The sequence below is a fragment of the Caballeronia choica genome (genome assembly GCF_001544535.1).
Lineage (GTDB): Bacteria > Pseudomonadota > Gammaproteobacteria > Burkholderiales > Burkholderiaceae > Caballeronia > Caballeronia choica.
In genome coordinates this window covers 31,103-49,458 of sequence record NZ_FCON02000056.1, presented here as the reverse complement: position 1 = coordinate 49,458, position 18,356 = coordinate 31,103, and the positions used below count along the sequence as shown (strand labels likewise).

The 18,356-nt window shown below is 64.1% G+C and carries 16 protein-coding genes and 1 riboswitch; of the genes, 9 read left to right on the top strand and 7 right to left on the bottom strand.

Going from position 1 to position 18,356, the window contains the following annotated elements:
• Positions 1-9 precede the first annotated feature (9 nt).
• The 4 genes from AWB68_RS23110 to ggt form a co-directional block, all read right to left on the bottom strand.
• Positions 10-522 (bottom strand): hypothetical protein, encoded by a 513-nt coding sequence (locus AWB68_RS23110; RefSeq protein WP_087646671.1) that lies wholly within the window; start codon positions 520-522, stop codon positions 10-12.
• A 91-nt stretch (positions 523-613) separates the two neighbouring features.
• The gene (locus AWB68_RS23105; protein ID WP_087646670.1) at positions 614-1,441 is read right to left on the bottom strand and encodes a ferritin-like domain-containing protein; all 828 of its coding nucleotides are present in this window, start codon (positions 1,439-1,441) and stop codon (positions 614-616) included.
• Positions 1,442-1,802: 361 nt separating this feature from the next.
• Entirely contained in the window at positions 1,803-3,131 is a 1,329-nt protein-coding gene (locus AWB68_RS23100; protein WP_087646669.1) for an MFS transporter, read from the bottom strand.
• A gap of 107 nt (positions 3,132-3,238) precedes the next feature.
• Entirely contained in the window at positions 3,239-4,876 is a 1,638-nt protein-coding gene (ggt, locus tag AWB68_RS23095) for a gamma-glutamyltransferase (protein ID WP_087646668.1), read from the bottom strand.
• Between the two features lie 264 nt (positions 4,877-5,140).
• Here ggt and AWB68_RS23090 point away from each other — a divergent pair, with 264 nt between their 5' ends.
• Together AWB68_RS23090 and AWB68_RS23085 are read left to right on the top strand one after the other, a co-directional pair.
• Positions 5,141-5,920, top strand: coding sequence for a DeoR/GlpR family DNA-binding transcription regulator (locus AWB68_RS23090; protein ID WP_087646667.1), 780 nt, complete (start codon positions 5,141-5,143; stop codon positions 5,918-5,920).
• Positions 5,921-6,216: 296 nt separating this feature from the next.
• On the top strand, positions 6,217-6,414 hold the full coding sequence (locus AWB68_RS23085) for a hypothetical protein (protein ID WP_087646666.1): 198 nt from the start codon (positions 6,217-6,219) through the stop codon (positions 6,412-6,414).
• A 54-nt stretch (positions 6,415-6,468) separates the two neighbouring features.
• Here AWB68_RS23085 and AWB68_RS23080 read toward each other — a convergent pair whose 3' ends face one another.
• A complete protein-coding gene (locus AWB68_RS23080; protein WP_087646675.1) occupies positions 6,469-6,849 on the bottom strand; it encodes a hypothetical protein in 381 nt (126 codons plus the stop codon).
• 226 nt (positions 6,850-7,075) lie between these two features.
• Here AWB68_RS23080 and glpD point away from each other — a divergent pair, with 226 nt between their 5' ends.
• The 4 genes from glpD to ribB all read left to right on the top strand — a co-directional run bounded on the left by glpD (position 7,076) and on the right by ribB (position 12,665).
• Positions 7,076-8,638, top strand: coding sequence for a glycerol-3-phosphate dehydrogenase (gene glpD, locus AWB68_RS23075; protein ID WP_087646665.1), 1,563 nt, complete (start codon positions 7,076-7,078; stop codon positions 8,636-8,638).
• A gap of 58 nt (positions 8,639-8,696) precedes the next feature.
• Positions 8,697-10,193, top strand: coding sequence for a glycerol kinase GlpK (gene glpK, locus AWB68_RS23070; protein ID WP_087646664.1), 1,497 nt, complete (start codon positions 8,697-8,699; stop codon positions 10,191-10,193).
• Positions 10,194-10,788: 595 nt separating this feature from the next.
• Positions 10,789-11,505 (top strand): helix-turn-helix domain-containing protein, encoded by a 717-nt coding sequence (locus AWB68_RS23065; protein WP_087646663.1) that lies wholly within the window; start codon positions 10,789-10,791, stop codon positions 11,503-11,505.
• Between the two features lie 103 nt (positions 11,506-11,608).
• Positions 11,609-11,781: riboswitch (FMN riboswitch) on the top strand.
• A 152-nt stretch (positions 11,782-11,933) separates the two neighbouring features.
• Entirely contained in the window at positions 11,934-12,665 is a 732-nt protein-coding gene (ribB, locus tag AWB68_RS23060; RefSeq protein ID WP_087646674.1) for a 3,4-dihydroxy-2-butanone-4-phosphate synthase, read from the top strand.
• 4 nt (positions 12,666-12,669) lie between these two features.
• On the opposite strand, the gene AWB68_RS23055 is transcribed toward ribB, so the two are convergent.
• Positions 12,670-13,356: an HAD family hydrolase gene (locus AWB68_RS23055; protein ID WP_087646662.1), complete on the bottom strand. Its 687-nt coding sequence runs from the start codon at positions 13,354-13,356 to the stop codon at positions 12,670-12,672.
• Between the two features lie 84 nt (positions 13,357-13,440).
• Positions 13,441-14,616: an MFS transporter gene (locus AWB68_RS23050; RefSeq protein WP_087646661.1), complete on the bottom strand. Its 1,176-nt coding sequence runs from the start codon at positions 14,614-14,616 to the stop codon at positions 13,441-13,443.
• Between the two features lie 131 nt (positions 14,617-14,747).
• On the opposite strand from AWB68_RS23050, the gene AWB68_RS23045 reads away from it, so the two are divergent.
• The 3 genes from AWB68_RS23045 (at position 14,748) to AWB68_RS23035 (ending at position 18,342) form a co-directional block, all read left to right on the top strand.
• Positions 14,748-15,710 carry a LysR family transcriptional regulator gene (locus tag AWB68_RS23045; protein WP_087646660.1) on the top strand — a complete coding sequence of 321 codons (963 nt, stop codon included), beginning with the start codon at positions 14,748-14,750 and terminating at the stop codon, positions 15,708-15,710.
• A gap of 118 nt (positions 15,711-15,828) precedes the next feature.
• Positions 15,829-17,190: a tRNA (N6-isopentenyl adenosine(37)-C2)-methylthiotransferase MiaB gene (gene miaB, locus AWB68_RS23040; protein WP_087646659.1), complete on the top strand. Its 1,362-nt coding sequence runs from the start codon at positions 15,829-15,831 to the stop codon at positions 17,188-17,190.
• A 45-nt stretch (positions 17,191-17,235) separates the two neighbouring features.
• Positions 17,236-18,342: a PhoH family protein gene (locus AWB68_RS23035; RefSeq protein ID WP_087646658.1), complete on the top strand. Its 1,107-nt coding sequence runs from the start codon at positions 17,236-17,238 to the stop codon at positions 18,340-18,342.
• Positions 18,343-18,356 lie beyond the last annotated feature (14 nt).

The window sequence follows — 18,356 nt, the reverse complement described above, 5'->3', positions numbered from 1 at the left end:
GAGCCGATATCACGCGGCGGCGCTTGCCGCCCGCTTCAGCATGTCGACCTGAGCGCGCCAGCGCGTCATCACGGTCTCACTGTCCTCCAGCTCGAATCCAATCCCGCCCGTCAGTCGCGCGTAGCCGACGCGCTGAAACTCGCCCGTTTCGATCGTCGCGACGAAACACGCGAGCGGCGCATCGTCGAGCGCTACCCGACGCGCTTCCAGTTGCACCTGAAAGAACGCTTCGTCGAAGACGAACGTGAGCGTGGCGCGCCCCGTCGACGCGGCCGCTAGTGCCGTGCGCGACTTCGGCCACAGTGCGAAGCAGAGCGTGCGCATATCCGGGGCGAACAGCTCGCCGAGGCTCAACAGCGAAGTCCGCACGCGCCCGGCCTCATCGACGGCAAGCAGCGACGCCGTAAAGCCGCCCTTCGTCTCGATCATCGAGCCGTCGAAGAGCGAACGGACTTCCGGCGGCCACTCATCGAAAGCGATCTGCTCGAGTGGGCGCGCGCCCGAGGAGGAAGATTCGGTCATGTCCGTTCTCGTCGGATGGTTGAGAAGCGAAAGGCCCAAGGCCCGCACCAGCGGGCCTCGGGCCTTTCGCACTGACGTCAGCCGTAGAAGCCTAGCGGAAGAACACGTGCTGCGCGATCTTCGCGAGCGGATAATGCACGCCCGGATGGATACGCGCAGGCAAATCGAGCGGCTTGAGCAGCATCTTCACGCACATGTCGGCGGACAAATTGCGCCGAACCAGCTTGTTCACACGCGCTGAAAGTTCGCGGTTATACGCGGAATCGCGCACCCGCTCCGGGTAGCGGATGGCGAATACATGTCGCAGCGCGATCTCGGAGTCTTCGTTCCTCAACTCCAGCACGCGACGCAACAGCGCGCCCAGCACGGCGATGCGCCCATTCCCTTCGATCTTGTTGTACTTCTTGAAGAAGCGGAAGAAGTGCTTGTAGTGGCGCACTTCGTCGGTACGGATATTGTCGGTGATCTGCTTGAGAACCGGTTCATCGGAACAATCGTTGATCGCGCGATACAGCGTGGCCGTCCCGGTCTCGACGACACAGCGCGCGACCATCTCCAGCGCCCGCTTCTTCTCGAAGTCCTCCATCGAACACGTCAGCGAATACTCGGCGAAGAAGTTCTTGAACGCCGTGTCCCAGTCGAACTCGGGCCACACGTGGTGAATGTAGGTCTTCAACGCCCGGCCGTGCTGCATTTCCTCCGGCTCCCACTCGTTGTTGAGCCACGCGGAAATTTCCGGGTCGTCGTTGAAATATCTGCTCAGGTTGCTCGTATAGAGGTCCGTGCCGCTCTCGATGAACGAGCAGGCGCACAACAACAGAAGAAGGTGCTCGTTCGATACCGCCTTGCGCCGGTCGATCCGGCTCAAGTCAATGTCCTCGATTCGCCAGGGCATCACATGGGTACTGTCAGGGTGCATTTATCGCGCTCCAAGCTGTACTGAACCCGTCGCCGGCCGACGGTGGCCGGGGTTCAGGTAAGCCGCCGACGGTTCAGTCGCAGCGTCGTCAAGGTGCTTCTGAAAAGGACTTGCCCAACGAAGTAACAACTTTACTTTTCCATCTTAGCCGTCCCGCCTTGAGTTTGCAGATTCCTCACAGACTCGCCAAATGCGGGCATAGTTCCTACGGTTGGCGCCTTATTGAGCAAAATTCGTTCCGCGTCCCCTCTTCCGACATCAACTTGGCACGATCAGATTAAGCCTATCGGAAATAAAAAAAGCGGTCCGAAGACCGCCCCTTTCGGGCGTTGCGCCCTGTTGATTTGCCGCGTTCCGCCGATCAGACGATTCGGCTCGCGTGCCGCATCCGCACCGCGACGACTACCAGCGATGCCCCCGAAAGCAGCGCCGCCAGCAGCACGTAGTAGCTCGGCGCGAGCTTGTCGCCCGTCAGATGGATGAAAGCTTCGACAATCGTCGGCGCGAAACCGCCGAAGATCGTCACGCCGAGCGCATAGCCGATGGAAAGTCCGGTCGAACGCACCCGCGTCGGGAAGATTTCGGACATCAGCGCGGGCATCGGTCCCGAGTACGCGGCCTTCAGAATGCCTGCGCCCGCTTGAAGCAGCATCAGGGAGGCAAGTGTCGGATGCGTTTGCAGCCAGGCGAACATCGGATAAATGGCGAGTCCCATGACGATCGAGGTCGTGAGCATGATGCGAATCCGGCCGATTCGATCGGAAAGCGCACCCATCACTGGCGACAGCAGGAACTGCAGCCCGCCGTTCAGCACGACAACGCCAAACGAACTGGCCGCCGACATGTGCAACTGCTTGACCGCGTACATCGGCATGTAGAGCTGGAGGACGTAGACGCCGACCGTCGACTGCGCCACGATGCCGACGGCGAGCAGCAGGTTCAGCCACTGGTTCGAGAACGAGGCATCGGCGTGCTGTGCGGTGCCGGAAGCCTTGTTCGCGCGCTGCGTGGCGAGGAATTCCGGCGTCTCGCCGAGATGCGAGCGGATGTAATAGCCGACCGGTCCGACGAGCAACCCGAACACGAATGGAATGCGCCAGCCCCAGCTATTGAGGTCCGCGGGCGGCATCCACGCCGTGAGCAGCGAGCCGAACGCTGCGGCGGTGATGGCGGCGAGACCCTGGCTCGCGAACTGCCAGCTCGCGTAGTAGCCGCGACGCGACGCGCTGTGTTCGACCATGAACGCGGTCGCGCTGCCGAACTCCCCGCCAACCGCGAAGCCCTGGATCAGGCGGGCGAGCAGCACCAGCAACGGCGCCAGGATGCCGATGTGGTCATACGAGGGCATGACGGCCATCGTCAGCGTGCCGACCATCATCAGCAAAATGGCGAGCGTGAGCGCGGCCTTGCGGCCCTTGCGGTCGCCGTAGATGCCGAGCACGACCGCGCCGAGCGGCCGCATCAGAAACGAGATGCCGAAGGTGCCGATGGCGAGCATCGTCGAGAGCCATTCGTCGTGCGTCGGGAAGAACTGTTTCGCGATGATCGTCGCGAAGTAGCCATAGACGAGGAAGTCGAACCACTCGAGCGCATTGCCCACCGACGAGGAAAACACGATGCGCCGCACGGTCGCCTTGGTGAGCGGCGCGGCCGGTGAAGATGCTTGGGCCGATGCGGCCTGGTTACTCATGGTTGCTCCATTCTTTGTCGTACCGGCATGCGAATTCCTTACCCGCTCGCGGATGAGCACGATCGCATCTTCATGTCGAGCCGCCCGGCGCAAGCGCGGGCGGCGAATCAGAACCCGGCGGCCAGCCCGTCGCGCCGGCTGTCGCTTGCCGCGACGTAGCCGCGCTCCGGATCGTTGCAGTCCAGCTTCCAGATGTACTGGCCGGAGCCGAAGTCCATGTAGGGATCCTCGATGGACTGGATCGTGTGGCCCATGGCTTCGAGCGCGCGCGCTGTGTCGGCGGAAAGCGTCGCTTCCACGTCGATGGTGAAATCGCGGTTCACCTTCCAGCGCGGTGCGTCGCAGGCGGCCTGCGGTTGCTGGCCGTAGTCGAGCATCCGCACAATCGACTGCAGATGGCCTTGCGGCTGCATGTCGCCGCCCATGACGCCGAAGCTCATCACCGCCTCGCGCTTGCCGTCGACTTCCTGCGTGAGAAACGCCGGAATGATCGTGTGAAACGGCCGCTTGCCGCCTTCGACGACGTTCGCCGACTTCGGGTCCATCGAAAAACCGCAGCCACGGTTTTGCAGCGAAATGCCGGTATCCGGCACGACCACGCCCGAACCGAATCCCATGTAATTCGACTGGATGAAGCTCACCATCATGCCGCGCTCGTCGGCGACCGACATATAGATGGTGCCGCCCGCCTTCGGCATGCCGAAATCGAACTGGGTGGCCTTCTTCGGGTCGATCAGTTTTGCGCGCTCGGTCAGGTAGGCGTCGTCGAGCATCTGCTCGGGCGTGACTTCCATCGAGCGCGGGTCCGCGACATAGCGGTAGACGTCGGCGAACGCGAGCTTCATCGCTTCGATTTGCAGATGCTGCGACTCGATGCGGTCGACGGTGAGCGCGTTCACGTCGAACTTGTCGAGGATGCCGAGCGCGATCAATGCAGCAATGCCCTGTCCGTTCGGCGGGATCTCGTGCACCGTGTAGCCGCGATAGTCCTTGCTGATCGGCTCGACCCAGTCCGCCTTGTAGTCGCGCAGGTCGGCGGCCGTCATAGCCGCGCCGCCCTCGCGCGCGAACGCGGCGATGCGCTCGGCGATCTCGCCTTCGTAGAACGCGCGCGGGCCTTGCTCAGCCAGCTTGCGCAAGGTTCTGGCGTGCCCCGGGAAGCGCACGAGCTCGCTAATCTCCGGCGCGCGGCCGCGCGGCATGAAGACATCGGCGAAACCGGGATAATCCTTCAGTTCGGGCACGGCCGCCGCCCACTTGTACGCGACGATGCTCGCCACCGCATGGCCGCGCTCGGCGATCTCGATCGCCGGCTCCATCAGGTCGCCGAACGGCAATGAACCGAACTTGCCGTGCAGCGCCTCCCAGCCGGCGATCACGCCCGGCACCGTCACCGCGTCCCAGCCGCGCTTCGGCTGGATCGCCAGGCCGTTCTCCTCGCCGTACTTGCGCCTGAAGTAGTCGACGTTCCACGCCGCCGGCGAAACACCCGACGCGTTCAGCCCGTGCAGTTTCGCCCCGTCCCAGACGAGCGCGAACGCATCGCCGCCGAGGCCGCACGACACGGGTTCGACGACGGTGATCGCCGCAGCGGCGGCAATCGCCGCGTCGACGGCGTTGCCGCCCTTCCACAGCATGCGCAGTCCCGCTTGCGCGGCGAGCGGGTGCGAAGTCGAGACGATGTTGCGCGCGAAAACGGGCAGGCGCGGCGTCGGATAAGGGTTTTGCCAGTTGAAGCGGGTCATTGGGTTCCAGTCCAGGTGCGGCCCCGCGCTGCCAGAACAACGGCGGCAGGCTCAAGCGGTTTCAGAAGCGGCTTCAGAAGCGATGAAAGCCGGACATTGCATCGCGAACGTCGGTAAAAAACAAATTCATTTATTGTATGAATTAATGATGTACTGACATCAATCGTTGCCGGCACTGTATCGCGGGTTGTCGTTCGTTCGAACATTTCCAACTTACAATACGGCTAACAAAACGATGCGCATTGCTCGCAAAAGAACATCGCCATGACACGAGACCCCCGCCTCACCTTGAACGCACGACAGCAGGAATTGCTCGACTGGGTGCAGCGCGACGGCTTCGTGACGGTCGACGATCTCGCTGCCCACTTCGACGTCACGCCCCAAACCATCCGGCGCGACGTGAACTGGCTCTCCGACATGAACCTGCTGCGCCGCTATCACGGCGGCGCGAGCCTGCCGACAAGTTCGGAGAACGTGTCGTACACCGCGCGCCAGCGCATGTTCCACGACGAAAAGCGGCGTATCGCGGCGCTCGTCGCCACGCATATTCCCGACCAGGCCTCGCTCTTCATCAACCTCGGCACGACGACCGAGGAGGTGGCGCGCGCCCTCAACCGGCATCGCGGGCTGAGCGTCATCACCAACAACCTGAATGTCGCCAGCATGATGGGCGGCTACCCGGACTGCGAGGTGCTGGTGACGGGCGGCATCGTGCGTCCGTGGGACAAAGGCATTGTCGGCGAACTGGCGATCGATTTCATCCGCCAGTTCAAGGTGGACTTCGCGATCATCGGCACGTCGAGCATCGAGGAAGACGGCACGCTGCGCGACTTCGACACGCGCGAAGTGCGTGTCGCCGAAGCGATCATCCAGCACGCGCGCACCGTATTCCTCGCCGCCGACCATTCCAAGTTCGGCCGCCCGGCGCTCGTGCGGCTCGGCCACCTGAACCAGATCCACGCGCTCTTCACGGACGCGCCGACCCCGCCCGAAATGGCCGACGCGCTCGCCGCCGCGAATACGCAGGTCTATATCGCGGATTGAGCAGCCGTCCCGGAGACCCGCTTCGTTGTGTGCACTGCGGCACGAAGCTCAAGTAAATTCTCCGAACCGGCGCGCCGACTGAACCGCTTTCGCATCTCAAAAATGTCAAACCGAATATTTTTCGCAACCGTTTGGCACTCGTCTGACACTTGCATACAATCCAGATTCCCGGCACCCGCAAGCAAAAGAACAAAGCGTCTGCCCGGCAAATGCAGTTCCCCCACGCAACGTTTCGAGCACTAAGCGCCGGTTCGCGCCGGTTACTTATGCCGTACAGTCGTCATGGAGAACACGAGATGCTGAGTCCGCACGAATTCGCCACGCTGCTACTGGTTCAGGAAGCCCCTAATCAAGTCGACATGGAGCGCGAAGAACTCGACGCGCTGCTCGAACGTCAACTCGTACAACTCGAAAATCTTGCTTCCGGACGCCAGCAATGGCGTCTCACCGCGTCGGGTGACTCCACGGTGAAGGCGTTCAAGCGTTTCTCGTAGCGCTCATGTGTGAAGGCCCGCACGCGGCCTGCCGGCCGCGCATGGCGGCCTTGCTCAACCCGCCCGCAACGTCGGATCGACGGCCGCACGCCAGCTGAGCGCTTGCGCGCGCTGATCGAGCAAAAAGTTCGCCCACGCGCTTTGCGTCTGCGGGCCGGGGTTGGTCGCGTACGCCGTATGGCGCTGCGCAATCGCCGCCTGGAACCCGCAGAAACGCTCCTTAGAAAGCCCGTTGCGCTTCAACGCGACATAGGCGTCGAAAAACGTCGAATAGACCGCCAGCGCGTCCGGGCCGTAATCGACGGGCGACCCGCACATTTCCTGTAACGCACCGAATGACGGCGCGCCCCTCGAGCCGTCCAGACTCGTTGGCGTTCCCACACACCCGGCCAGCATCAGCGCACCCGCCGCGCCGGCACATAACAGCTTTCGCATCGCGTTCACCCCTTCGTTTTCGATCCACGCCCAAAGTATCGGCTTGGGCGAGCGTTCGCGCCACTCGGCCGAATGGCATAGGCCAAAATCACTTCTATCCCGCTACGTCGGCGAAAACACCTATCCCATCCGGCCGACTTTACTTTTTCGTTTGTGTTCGTTAGATTTCGAATTCGAACATTAAAGTTTCGTCATATTTTCTTTTCGACGAGCGGGAGAGCGCAAAGTGACGCAGGGCGGACTGTACGACTTGCTCGTCGTGGGCGGCGGCATCAACGGAGCGGGCATTGCGCGCGATGCCGCCGGGCGCGGCCTGTCGGTGCTGCTGTGCGAAAAGGACGACCTCGCGTCGCATACCTCGTCGTCGAGTACGAAGCTGATCCACGGCGGCCTGCGCTATCTGGAATATGGCGAGTTCAAGCTGGTGCGCAAGGCGCTTCAGGAGCGCGAGGTGCTGCTGCACGCCGCGCCGCACATCATGTGGCCGCTGCGTTTCGTGATGCCGCACATGCCGAACCTGCGCCCGGCGTGGATGATTCGCGCCGGCCTGTTCCTTTACGACCACCTCGCGCGCCGCGAATTGCTGCCGGGCTCGCGAGGCATCGACATGCGCCGGCATCCGGCGGGGGCGCCGCTCGTCGATTCGATCAGGCGCGGCTTCGTGTATTCCGACGGCTGGGTCGACGACGCGCGCCTCGTCGCCCTGAACGCGCTCGATGCGCACGAACACGGCGCGACGATCATGACGCGCACACGGCTCGTCAGCGCCGAGCGCACCGGCGGCGAATGGCTCGCGACGCTTGCGCCGCCAGGTGGCGACGCCATCGAAGTGCGCGCAAGGTCGATCGCCAACGCGGCAGGCCCGTGGGTCGGCGAACTGCTGAAAGGCGCGCTCGGCAGCACGCGCACGCGTCACAGCGTGCGGCTCGTCAAGGGCAGCCATATCGTCACGAAACGCCTCTTTGAGCACGACCACGCGTATATCTTCCAGAATCCCGACAAGCGGATCATCTTCGCGATCCCGTACGAGGGCGACTACACGCTGATCGGCACGACCGATATCGAATATGGCGGCGACGCGTCGAAGGTCGAGATCAGCGCCGGCGAGATCCAGTATCTCTGCGATTCGATCAACCGCTATTTCAAGCAGCACATCGCGCCGCATGACGTCTGCTGGACCTATTCCGGCGTGCGGCCGCTGCTGGAGGACGAGACCGCCGAGAACGCGTCGGCGGTGACGCGCGACTATCTGCTCGAACTCGATGCGCCCGCCAACGCCGCAGCGCTTCTGTCGGTATTCGGCGGCAAGATCACGACGTTCCGGAAGCTCGCGGAAGAAGCCGTCGACAAGCTGGCCGAAGCGCTCGGCAGCCCCGCCCGGACCTGGACCGAAGGCGTGCCGCTGCCCGGTGGCGATTTCGCCGATGCGGATTTCGAGCGCTTTCTCGGCGAGTTCAGGCGGCAAGCCCCATGGCTTCCCGCGGATCTCGCGCATCGCTATGCGCGGGCCTACGGCACGCGTGCCGCGAGAGTGATCGGCGCGGCGCGGTCGGTAACGGAACTCGGCGCGGAATTCGCGCCGGGCCTCTACGAAGCCGAACTCCGGTATCTGCGCGACACCGAATGGGCGACCCGCGCCGAAGACGTGCTGTGGCGGCGCTCGAAGCTCGGCCTGCATATCGGAGGCGCTTCGCTCGACGATGTGAGCCGCCGCATCGACCGCTGGCTGGCGAGCGCGGCGTCGACCGTGCCTCCAACACGCGCCGCCGCGCGGCTACACTCGCCATAGCGCAATCTCGCAATCGCCGCAGCCCCAGGCGCGCAACAAGAAACCCGTGGAGAAGACCATGCAGGATCAGTACGTCCTCGCGCTCGACCAGGGCACGACCAGTTCCCGCGCCATGCTGTTCGATCACGATGGCAACGTCGTGTCGATGGCGCAGAAGGAATTCCAGCAGATCTATCCGCAGCCCGGCTGGGTCGAGCACGATCCGCAGGAAATCTGGTCGACGCAGGCGGGTGTCGCCGCCGAAGCCGTCACGCGTGCCGGGATGAACGGCACGTCGATTGCCGCGATCGGCATCACGAACCAGCGCGAAACCACCATCGTGTGGGATCGCGAGACGGGGCATCCGGTCTACAACGCGATCGTCTGGCAGGACCGGCGCACCGCCGAATTCTGCGATCAGCTGAAGGCTCAGGGACTCGAAGAAAAGGTCCGCGCGAAAACCGGCCTGCCGATCGATTCGTATTTCTCCGCGACCAAGATCCGCTGGATTCTCGATAACGTGGATGGCGCGCGCGAGAAGGCGAGGCAGGGACGGCTCGCGTTCGGCACGGTCGACAGCTGGCTGGTATGGAATTTCACGCGGCACGAGCTGCATATCACCGACGTGACCAACGCGTCGCGCACGATGCTCTTCAACATCCACACGCTGCAATGGGACGACGAATTGCTCGACGCGCTCGACATTTCGCGCAGCATGCTGCCGGAAGTGCGTCCGTCGTCGGAGGTCTACGGGCCGACGAAGACGACAGTCTTCGCCTCGAAGATTCCGCTTTCCGGCATCGCCGGCGACCAGCACGCTGCCCTCTTCGGCCAGATGTGCACGGAGGCCGGCATGGTGAAGAACACCTACGGCACCGGCTGCTTCCTCGTGATGAACACCGGCGACACGCCGATCGAATCGCGCAACAACCTCGTCACCACGATCGCCTGGCAGATCGGCAGCGAAATCAACTACGCGCTCGAAGGCAGCATCTTCATCGCGGGCGCGGTCGTCCAGTGGCTGCGCGACGGCCTCGGCATCATCCGGAGCGCGGCTGAAATCGAGTCGCTGGCGCGCGGCGTGCCGCATTCCGACGGCGTCTATCTCGTGCCCGCGTTCGCGGGGCTCGGCGCGCCACACTGGAACGCGCGGGCGCGCGGCACCTTGTTCGGCGTCACGCGCGGCACGAACTCGAGCCATATCGCGCGCGCCGCGCTCGATTCGATCGCGTACCAGTCGCTCGACGTGCTCAAGGCGATGGAGGCGGATTCGGGTATCAGGATCGCGGAGTTGCGCGTCGACGGCGGCGCGTGTGCGAACAACCTGCTGATGCAGTTCCAGGCCGACATTCTCGGCGTCGATGTCGTGCGTCCCCAGGTCGCGGAAACGACGGCGCTCGGCGCGGCTTATCTCGCGGGGCTGGCGGTCGGCTATTGGAAGGACGTCGGCGAATTGAAGCAGCAGTGGAAGCTCGAACGGCGCTTCACGCATGGGATGCGGCAGGAGGAGGTTGAGACGTGCATCGCCGGCTGGCAGCGCGCGATCAACGCGGCGAAGGCGTGGGCGAATGCGTGAAGGCAAGGCGGCAGCCTCGCCAACACCGGAACGCACGCCACAACACCCGCTTTGACCGCTTTACTCAGAAAATCCCGCGTCATAACAGTGTGACGATAACTTGGTTTGCGCCCTTCCGACCCGATGCTAGTCTCGCCTCCTGAAGTCCGGTGATCGTGCGCCGGACGTCGTCGGCAGCAACTTCGTTGCATGGGGCGAGAGTAAGCGCTAAACCGCCAACTCTGGCCGACCGCTGTGCATGGGACCAGAGTAAGGCGCTAAACCGCCAACTCTGGCCGACCGCTGTGCATGGGATCAGAGTAAGGCGCTAAAGCGCCAACTCTGGTTCGACCGCTGTGCATGGGACCAGAGTAAGGCGCTAAAGCGCCAACTCTGGTCGACCGCTGTGCATGGGACCAGAGTAAGGCGCTAAAGCGCCAACTCTGGTCGACCGCTGTGCATGGGACCAGAGTAAGGCGCTAAAGCGCCAACTCTGGTCGACCGCTGTGCATGGGACCAGAGTAAGGCGCTAAAGCGCCAACTCTGGTCGACCGCTGTGCATGGGACCAGAGTAAGGCGCTAAAGCGCCAACTCTGGTCGACACAGGAGGCAGATCATGAATTTACCGTCGCTTGAACTCGTGCGCGAATCGTTCGAAGCGCGTGCGCCCGACGGCCGCGCTGACGCCAATATCGCCGAGCCATCACCCCCGGCCGATTCCCTCGACGCGCTCGAACAACTCGTCGGCGTGAACCTCGCGCGGCTGCGCGCCGAGCGGCAACTCTCGCTCGACGCCCTCGCCCGCGCGTCGGGCGTTTCGCGCGCGATGCTCGCGCAGATCGAATCGGCGCGCAGCGTGCCCTCGATCAAGGTGCTGTGCAAAATCGCGAGCGCGCTGAAGGTGTCGGTCGCGGCGTTCCTGCGAAGCCACGCCACGAACGGCATCGAGCACCTTCCCGCCGAGCGCGCCGTGCGCGTCGTGAGTTCGAACGGCCGCTTTTCCGCGCGAGCGCTTTATCCGCAAGCACAGCCCGTCACCGCCGAATTCCACGAATTGCGCGTCGCGCCGCTGCACACCGAGCAAGGCGTCGCACGCCCGCCGGGTACGACGGTGAATCTCGTCGTGAGCGAAGGCGCGCTCGAAATCGGCGTAAACGAAATAAAGCAGTTGCTCGCGACCGGCGACGCCATCGTCTTCGATGCCGACCAGCCGCACACGCTGCGCAATCCCGGCAACACGGAAGCGCGCGCGTTCAGCGTCACCGTGAGCGCGGAAACGCCGCCGCGCTGGCAATTCCCGGCCGATACGCGACGCCACGACCTGCCGCGCTGAATGTCGTTTCCGGACAAATCCCCCCCGCCGCGGAGGGCTGCAATTTCTGCGCGGCTGTTGTATCCTGAAAATAATCCGCAAGTTGCTTAATTCGCGGTAATCAGTGCGTCTTCAGGGCGGGGCGAAATTCCCCACCGGCGGTATGTGCGGCGGCCGAAAGGTTGTCCACGAGCCCGCGAGCGCCCGTCGAGCAGGATCAAGGCAGGATCGACGGGGTCAGCAGATCTGGTGCGAAGCCAGAGCCGACGGTCATAGTCCGGATGGAAGAAGATGTGCAGATGGTCATGTCCGTTCCCGTCGGCGACGGTGCGCCTCCATGCGTGCCGGGCCAGGCGGCGTCGCTGAAAACGACGTTGCGCGGGTGTCGCTATGCCTTTCTGCAATGCCCTGAAACGTTTTTCGCCCATTCCTTAGCGAGAGCGTTTCACATGTCCGTATCTCTTCAAAACTTGTCATTTCCGGCACCTTCGGTCATCGCCGACGATGCGTTCGCCGATCTTTCCCAGCTCGATTCCGTCGAGGTTCCACCGCGCATCGCCGCTGCGCTCCAGGCGCTGCGCGAAGGCCGCGCCGTCGTGCTGCAGGACGACGACGATCGCGAGAACGAAGCCGACCTGATCGTTTCCGCCGAAAAACTCACCGACGCGACCATGGCGCTCCTGATCCGCGAATGCAGCGGCATCGTGTGCCTGTGCCTGCCTGATGAAAAAGTGCGCGCGCTGGAACTGCCGCCGATGGCCGCCGCCAACGGCAGCCGCTACGGCACGGCGTTCACGGTATCGATCGAAGCGCGCGACGGCGTGACGACGGGCGTCTCGGCGGCCGATCGCGTAACAACGATCCGCGCCGCGATCGCCGACGGCGCGAAGCCGGCGGACATCGTGCGTCCCGGCCATGTGTTCCCGTTGCGGGCGATGCCGGGCGGCGTGCTCGCGCGTCGCGGACACACGGAAGGCACCGTCGACCTGACGATTCTCGCGGGGTTGAAACCGGCCGGCGTGCTATGCGAACTGATGAACGCGGACGGCACGATGACGCGCGGCGCGGACGTCGAGCGTTTCGCGAAGCAACACGGCCTGCCGATGCTGACGATCGCCGAGTTGGCGGAATTCCGCGCGGCGTTGGCGGCGGCGCGGGAAATGGTGGAAGAAGCGGCCTGAGATCCTAAAACCGCACGTCGCCGAACTCACCCCGGATGCCCGCCTCGACGAGCGCGGGCAGATCGTCCATCGAATCGATGATGCGCGTGATGCCGTGCTCGCGGAGTACCTGCGCGTAACCCGCCGGAATATGGCTCGCGCCGACGAACGCGATCGTCATCATGCCGGCGGCGCGCGCCGCCGTCAGTCCGGCGACGCTGTCCTCGACCACGAGACACCGCTCGGGCGCCACGCCGAGCGTTTGCGCGGCAAAGAGGTAGACATCGGGATACGGCTTCGGCCGCACGACCTGCTCGGCGCTGAACACGCGCTCGCCGAAAATCGGGTCGAGTCCGGCGCGCCGCACCGACGAGCGCACGCGCTCCATCCTGCTATTCGATACCACCGCAACCGGCAGTCGCACGCGCTGCAATGCGCAGCGCACACCCGTGATCGGGCCGACCGACCTCGCCAGTGCCTCGCCGACGCGCACCTCGACCGTATCGACAAAGCCCGCGGGCAGCGAAATCCCGAACTTGGTTTCAAGGTTCGACAGGAAGCGCGAGGTCTGCTGGCCGAACGCCGTCTTCACGACCGGCTTGAAATCGATCCCTGGGAACGTTTCCGTCAGCGTTTCCAGCAGGACGCGATCGGCGATGATTTCACTGTCGACGAGCACACCGTCGCAGTCGCAGATGAGATGGTCGATCATGATGGCTCGGATTACGGTGAGCCAACATGATAAGCGTTCGTTAATCCGTCTTCATACGAAACGCCGGTCGCCCGGCGCCTGTCTTCATGCGTCGGCGGGCTTCGCGCTGGTGACCGTCGGCCGGGCGTCGAGGCGGCTCGCGTACCACGTTACCGCGAACGCCAGGATCGCCACTGCAGCCGCCACCCACGGCAGCGAGTCGAGCGCGTAGCCGTGTGTCAGCACCACGCCGCCGAGCCACGCGCCGCCCGCATTGCCGACGTTGAACGCGCCGATATTGAGCGTCGAGGCAAGATTCGGCGCGTGCTTCGCCTTCTCGACGACACGCGTTTGCAGCGGCGGCACGGTCGCGAAAGCGGCGATGCCCCAGACGAAGATCGTGACGATGGTGCCGGTCTGGCTGTGGCTCGTGGTCGCGAAGACGGCCATCACGATGGCGAGCGCGATCAGGATGCCCATCAGCGACGGCATCAGCGCGCGGTCCGCGAGCTTGCCGCCAATCGTGTTGCCGATCGTCAGGCCGACGCCGAACAGCACGAGCACGAGTGTCACGCCGTGCGGCGAGAAACCGCCAACCTGCTCCAGGATCGGCGCGATATAGGTGAACACGACGAACACGCCGCCGAACCCGAGCACCGTCATTGCGAGCGCGAGCCAGACTTGCGGCTCTTTGAGCACGCGCACTTCGCGCCCGAGGTTGCTCGGGCCGGCGTCGTGCCGGTTCGGGACGAGCGCGGTCACGCCGAGCGCCGACAACACGCCAAGCACCGCGACAATCCAGAACGTCGCGCGCCAGCCGAATTCCTGGCCGATGAACGTGCCGAACGGCACGCCGAGCACGTTGGCGAGCGTGAGCCCGGTGAACATCAGCGCGATCGCGCTTGCACGCTTCTCGGCCGGCACGAGCGACGCCGCGACCACCGCGCCGATGCCGAAGAACGAGCCGTGCGCGAACGACGTCACGACCCGCGCGAACATCAGCAAGCCGTAGTTCGGCGCGACGGCACACAGCACATTGCCGACGATGAACACGGCCATCAGCATTTGCAGCGCGAGCTTGCGCGGCATTTTGCTCGTCAGCACGGCGAGCAGCGGTGCACCGACGGCAACGCCGAGCGCGTAGCCGGTCACGAGCAGCCCCGCGGACGGAATCGACACCGCGAGATCGCGAGCGACGTTGGGCAGCAGGCCCATGATCACGAATTCGGTCGTGCCGATGGCGAAAGCGCTGATCGCCAGCGCGAGCAGTGGAATGGGCATGAAGATTCCCCGATGAAAGTGGCGAATGGAGCCGTAAGGTGAAACCCTGAGTCCGCATTCTGCGCGGCTTACCCCGTTTTGATAATTGGCGTAGCATTTGAATCATTGTCAAATCGAAATTGAGAATCGCGATGGATCGTCTCGGCGACATGCGACTGTTCGTGGAAGCGGCGGCGGCGGGTAGCCTGTCGGCGGCCGGGCGCAAGCTCGGGCTTTCGCCGGCGGCGGCGAGCGCGCGGCTCTTGAAGCTGGAGAAATCGCTGCACGCGCGGCTGTTCGAGCGCACGACGCGCCAGTTGCGCGTCACCGACGAAGGCCGTCTCTACCTGCAGCATTGCCGGATCGCGCTGCAGGCCATTGACGACGCGGAAGCCGCGCTGCAAGCCGGCCAGAACCTCGTGCGCGGCAAGGTGCGCATTTCCGCGACATCGGATTTCGGCCGCTATCTGCTGCGCGGCTGGCTCGACGAATTCCACGAGCGCTATCCCGACGTGAGCTTCGCGCTGACGCTGTCGGATTCGGTGTCGAATCTGTTGCTGGAGGAAATCGATCTTGCGATCCGCTTCGGCGCGCCGCCCGACAGCGGGCTCGCCGCGCGGCAACTCGCGCCGAACCGGCGCGTGCTGTGCGCCTCGCCGGACTATCTGGCGCGCAAAGGCACGCCGGCGACTCCCGCCGATCTCGACGGCCACGATTTCGTCGTGCTCGTGACGTCTGCCGGTCCCTTGAGCGAACTGGACTTCGTGCGCGGCGACGAGCGCGCGACCTTCACGATGCCGGTCGAGCAGTCGTGGGAATCGAACGACGGCGCGCTGACCCGCGCGTGGGCGCTGGCGGGCCACGGCATCGCGCACAAATCGATCTGGGACATCGCCGCCGACGTCCGCGCCGGCACGCTCAAAATGCTGTTGCCGGACTGGTGCACGCACGAGGCGGCGGTTCATGCGCTGTTTCACGCGAACCGCTACATGGCGCCGCGCGTGCGTGCGCTGCTCGATTTCCTGGTCGAGCGGTTCGCATCGGCAACCGACGAACTGCTCGGCGACCTCGCGTACCCGCCCGTCGCCGGCCGCCGGCGCCCGGCCAAAACGTAAGGAACGGGGACGGGCGCTATAATATTGGGCTGAATTACATCAACAAGAACGCAATAAAGCGTCTCCTTCAACCTCAAATACCGCGCCCCCAGGTTAACCACTGCGACCGGCGAAATTCATGACCAAGAAAGTTTATGTAAAGACCTTTGGCTGCCAGATGAACGAGTACGACTCCGACAAGATGGTCGACGTCCTCGGTGCAGCGGAAGGCCTCGTCAAGACGGACACGCCGGAAGACGCGGACGTCATTCTCTTCAATACCTGTTCGGTGCGCGAAAAAGCCCAGGAAAAGGTCTTCTCCGACCTCGGCCGCGTGCGCGAACTGAAGGAAGCGAACCCGAACCTGATCATCGGCGTTGGCGGGTGCGTCGCGAGCCAGGAAGGCGCGTCGATCATTTCGCGTGCGCCGTATGTCGATCTGGTGTTTGGCCCGCAGACCTTGCACCGCCTACCCGACATGATCGACAAGCGTCGTTCGAGCGGCCGCGCGCAGGTCGACATCTCGTTCCCCGAAATCGAGAAGTTCGACCATCTGCCGCCCGCGCGCGTCGAAGGCCCGAGCGCGTTCGTCTCGATCATGGAAGGCTGCAGCAAGTACTGCAGCTATTGCGTCGTGCCGTACACGCGCGGCGAGGAAGTGTCGCGCCCGCTCGACGACGTGCTGACCGAAATCGCCGGTCTCGCCGACCAGGGCGTGCGCGAAGTGACGCTGCTCGGCCAGAACGTAAACGCGTATCGCGGGCCGCTCACCCTCGGTTCGCCCGAAATCGCGGATTTCGCGACGCTGATCGAATACGTCGCCGAGGTGCCGGGCATCGAGCGGATTCGCTACACGACGTCGCATCCGAAGGAATTCACGCAGCGCCTGATCGACACCTACGCGAAAGTGCCGAAGCTCGTCTCCCATTTGCATCTGCCGGTGCAACACGGCTCCGACCGCATCCTGATGGCGATGAAGCGCGGCTACACCGTACTCGAATACAAGTCGGTAATCCGCAAGCTGCGCGCGATTCGCCCTGATTTGTCGCTATCGACGGACATGATCGTCGGCTTTCCGGGCGAAACCGAGGAAGATTTTGCGAAGATGATGAAGCTCATCGACGAAATGAGCTACGACACGAGCTTCTCGTTCATCTACAGCCCGCGCCCCGGCACGCCCGCCGCCAACCTGCACGACGACACGCCGCGCGAAGTCAAGCTCAAGCGCCTGCAACATTTGCAGGCGACCATCGAGGCGAACGTCACGAAAATCAGCAACTCGATGCTCGGCTCGGTGCAGCGTATTCTTGTGGAAGGCCTGTCGCGCAAGGACCCGAACGAACTCGCCGGCCGCACGCAGAACAACCGCGTGGTGAATTTCCCGGCGCCGGTCGAATCGCATGCGCGGCTGATCGGCCAGATGATCGACGTCGAGATCAACCACGCCTATCCGCACTCATTGCGCGGCGCGCTGATCCTGACGCCGGCCACGACACATTGAGCCCGCTCATTTGAGTAGCCCTTCGACTGGGAACACACTTTCGCCTTGAAGACCGCCAATCAGCAGCACCTGGAATTCACCGCTCCGCGCGACGACAACGCGCGGCTCGCCAACCTCTGCGGCCCGCTCGAAGAGAACCTGCGACAGATCGAGCAAGCGCTGGACGTCACGCTCTCGCGGCGCGGCCACAAGATCACGATTCGCGGACGCGGCGCCAAGGTGGCGCTCGCGGCGCTCGAAAACTTCTACAACCGGGCGCGCGACCCGATTTCCGTCGACGACATCCAGCTTGCGCTCGTCGAGGCGAGGCATGCGACGCACCGCAGCCGGGAGTCGAACGGCAACGGTCACGGCGAACCGCCGGTCGATCCACGTTTTCGCGGCGATCCGGACCATCCGTTCGACGAACCGAGCGCGACCATCGACCTCGACGACGCCGAGGACCACGGCCCGAAGCTCTACACCCGACGCGCCGACCTGCGCGGCCGCACGCCGGCGCAGCGGGAATATCTGCGCCAGATCATCGCGCACGATCTGACATTCGGCATCGGCCCGGCCGGCACCGGCAAGACCTATCTCGCGGTGGCGTGCGCGGTCGATGCGCTGGAGCGCGACCAGGTGAAGCGGATCGTGCTGACGCGCCCAGCCGTCGAAGCCGGCGAACGGCTCGGCTTCCTGCCGGGCGATCTTGCGCAAAAGGTCGATCCGTACCTTCGGCCGCTGTACGACGCGCTCTACGACCTGCTCGGCTTCGACAAGACGGCGAAGATGTTCGAGCGCCAGATGATCGAGATCGCGCCGCTCGCGTACATGCGCGGACGCACGCTGAACCACGCGTTCATCATCCTCGACGAAGCGCAGAACACGACGCCCGAGCAGATGAAGATGTTCCTCACGCGGATCGGCTTCGGCTCGAAGGCGGTCGTCACCGGCGACACGACGCAGGTCGACCTGCCGCGCGGCCACAAGAGCGGGCTGATCGAGGCGCAGCACGTGCTGTCGGAAGTGCGCGGCATCGCGCTCACGCATTTCACGTCTGCCGACGTGGTGCGGCATCCGCTGGTGGCGCGGATCGTCGAGGCTTACGACGCGCAGTCGCAGAAGGACGCGGCGCTCGCCGAAGCGGCGAAGGCCGCGCAACGGCCGGAATGAGCGCCTCGTTCCGA

Coding starts and splice junctions, on each gene's coding strand:
- AWB68_RS23110 (WP_087646671.1), bottom strand. CDS start 522: ATGACCGAATCTTCCTCCTCGGGCGCGCGCCCACTCGAGCAGATCGCT.
- AWB68_RS23105 (WP_087646670.1), bottom strand. CDS start 1,441: ATGCACCCTGACAGTACCCATGTGATGCCCTGGCGAATCGAGGACATT.
- AWB68_RS23100 (WP_087646669.1), bottom strand. CDS start 3,131: ATGAGTAACCAGGCCGCATCGGCCCAAGCATCTTCACCGGCCGCGCCG.
- ggt (WP_087646668.1), bottom strand. CDS start 4,876: ATGACCCGCTTCAACTGGCAAAACCCTTATCCGACGCCGCGCCTGCCC.
- AWB68_RS23090 (WP_087646667.1), top strand. CDS start 5,141: ATGACACGAGACCCCCGCCTCACCTTGAACGCACGACAGCAGGAATTG.
- AWB68_RS23085 (WP_087646666.1), top strand. CDS start 6,217: ATGCTGAGTCCGCACGAATTCGCCACGCTGCTACTGGTTCAGGAAGCC.
- AWB68_RS23080 (WP_087646675.1), bottom strand. CDS start 6,849: ATGCGAAAGCTGTTATGTGCCGGCGCGGCGGGTGCGCTGATGCTGGCC.
- glpK (WP_087646664.1), top strand. CDS start 8,697: ATGCAGGATCAGTACGTCCTCGCGCTCGACCAGGGCACGACCAGTTCC.
- AWB68_RS23065 (WP_087646663.1), top strand. CDS start 10,789: ATGAATTTACCGTCGCTTGAACTCGTGCGCGAATCGTTCGAAGCGCGT.
- ribB (WP_087646674.1), top strand. CDS start 11,934: ATGTCCGTATCTCTTCAAAACTTGTCATTTCCGGCACCTTCGGTCATC.
- AWB68_RS23055 (WP_087646662.1), bottom strand. CDS start 13,356: ATGATCGACCATCTCATCTGCGACTGCGACGGTGTGCTCGTCGACAGT.
- AWB68_RS23050 (WP_087646661.1), bottom strand. CDS start 14,616: ATGCCCATTCCACTGCTCGCGCTGGCGATCAGCGCTTTCGCCATCGGC.
- AWB68_RS23045 (WP_087646660.1), top strand. CDS start 14,748: ATGGATCGTCTCGGCGACATGCGACTGTTCGTGGAAGCGGCGGCGGCG.
- miaB (WP_087646659.1), top strand. CDS start 15,829: ATGACCAAGAAAGTTTATGTAAAGACCTTTGGCTGCCAGATGAACGAG.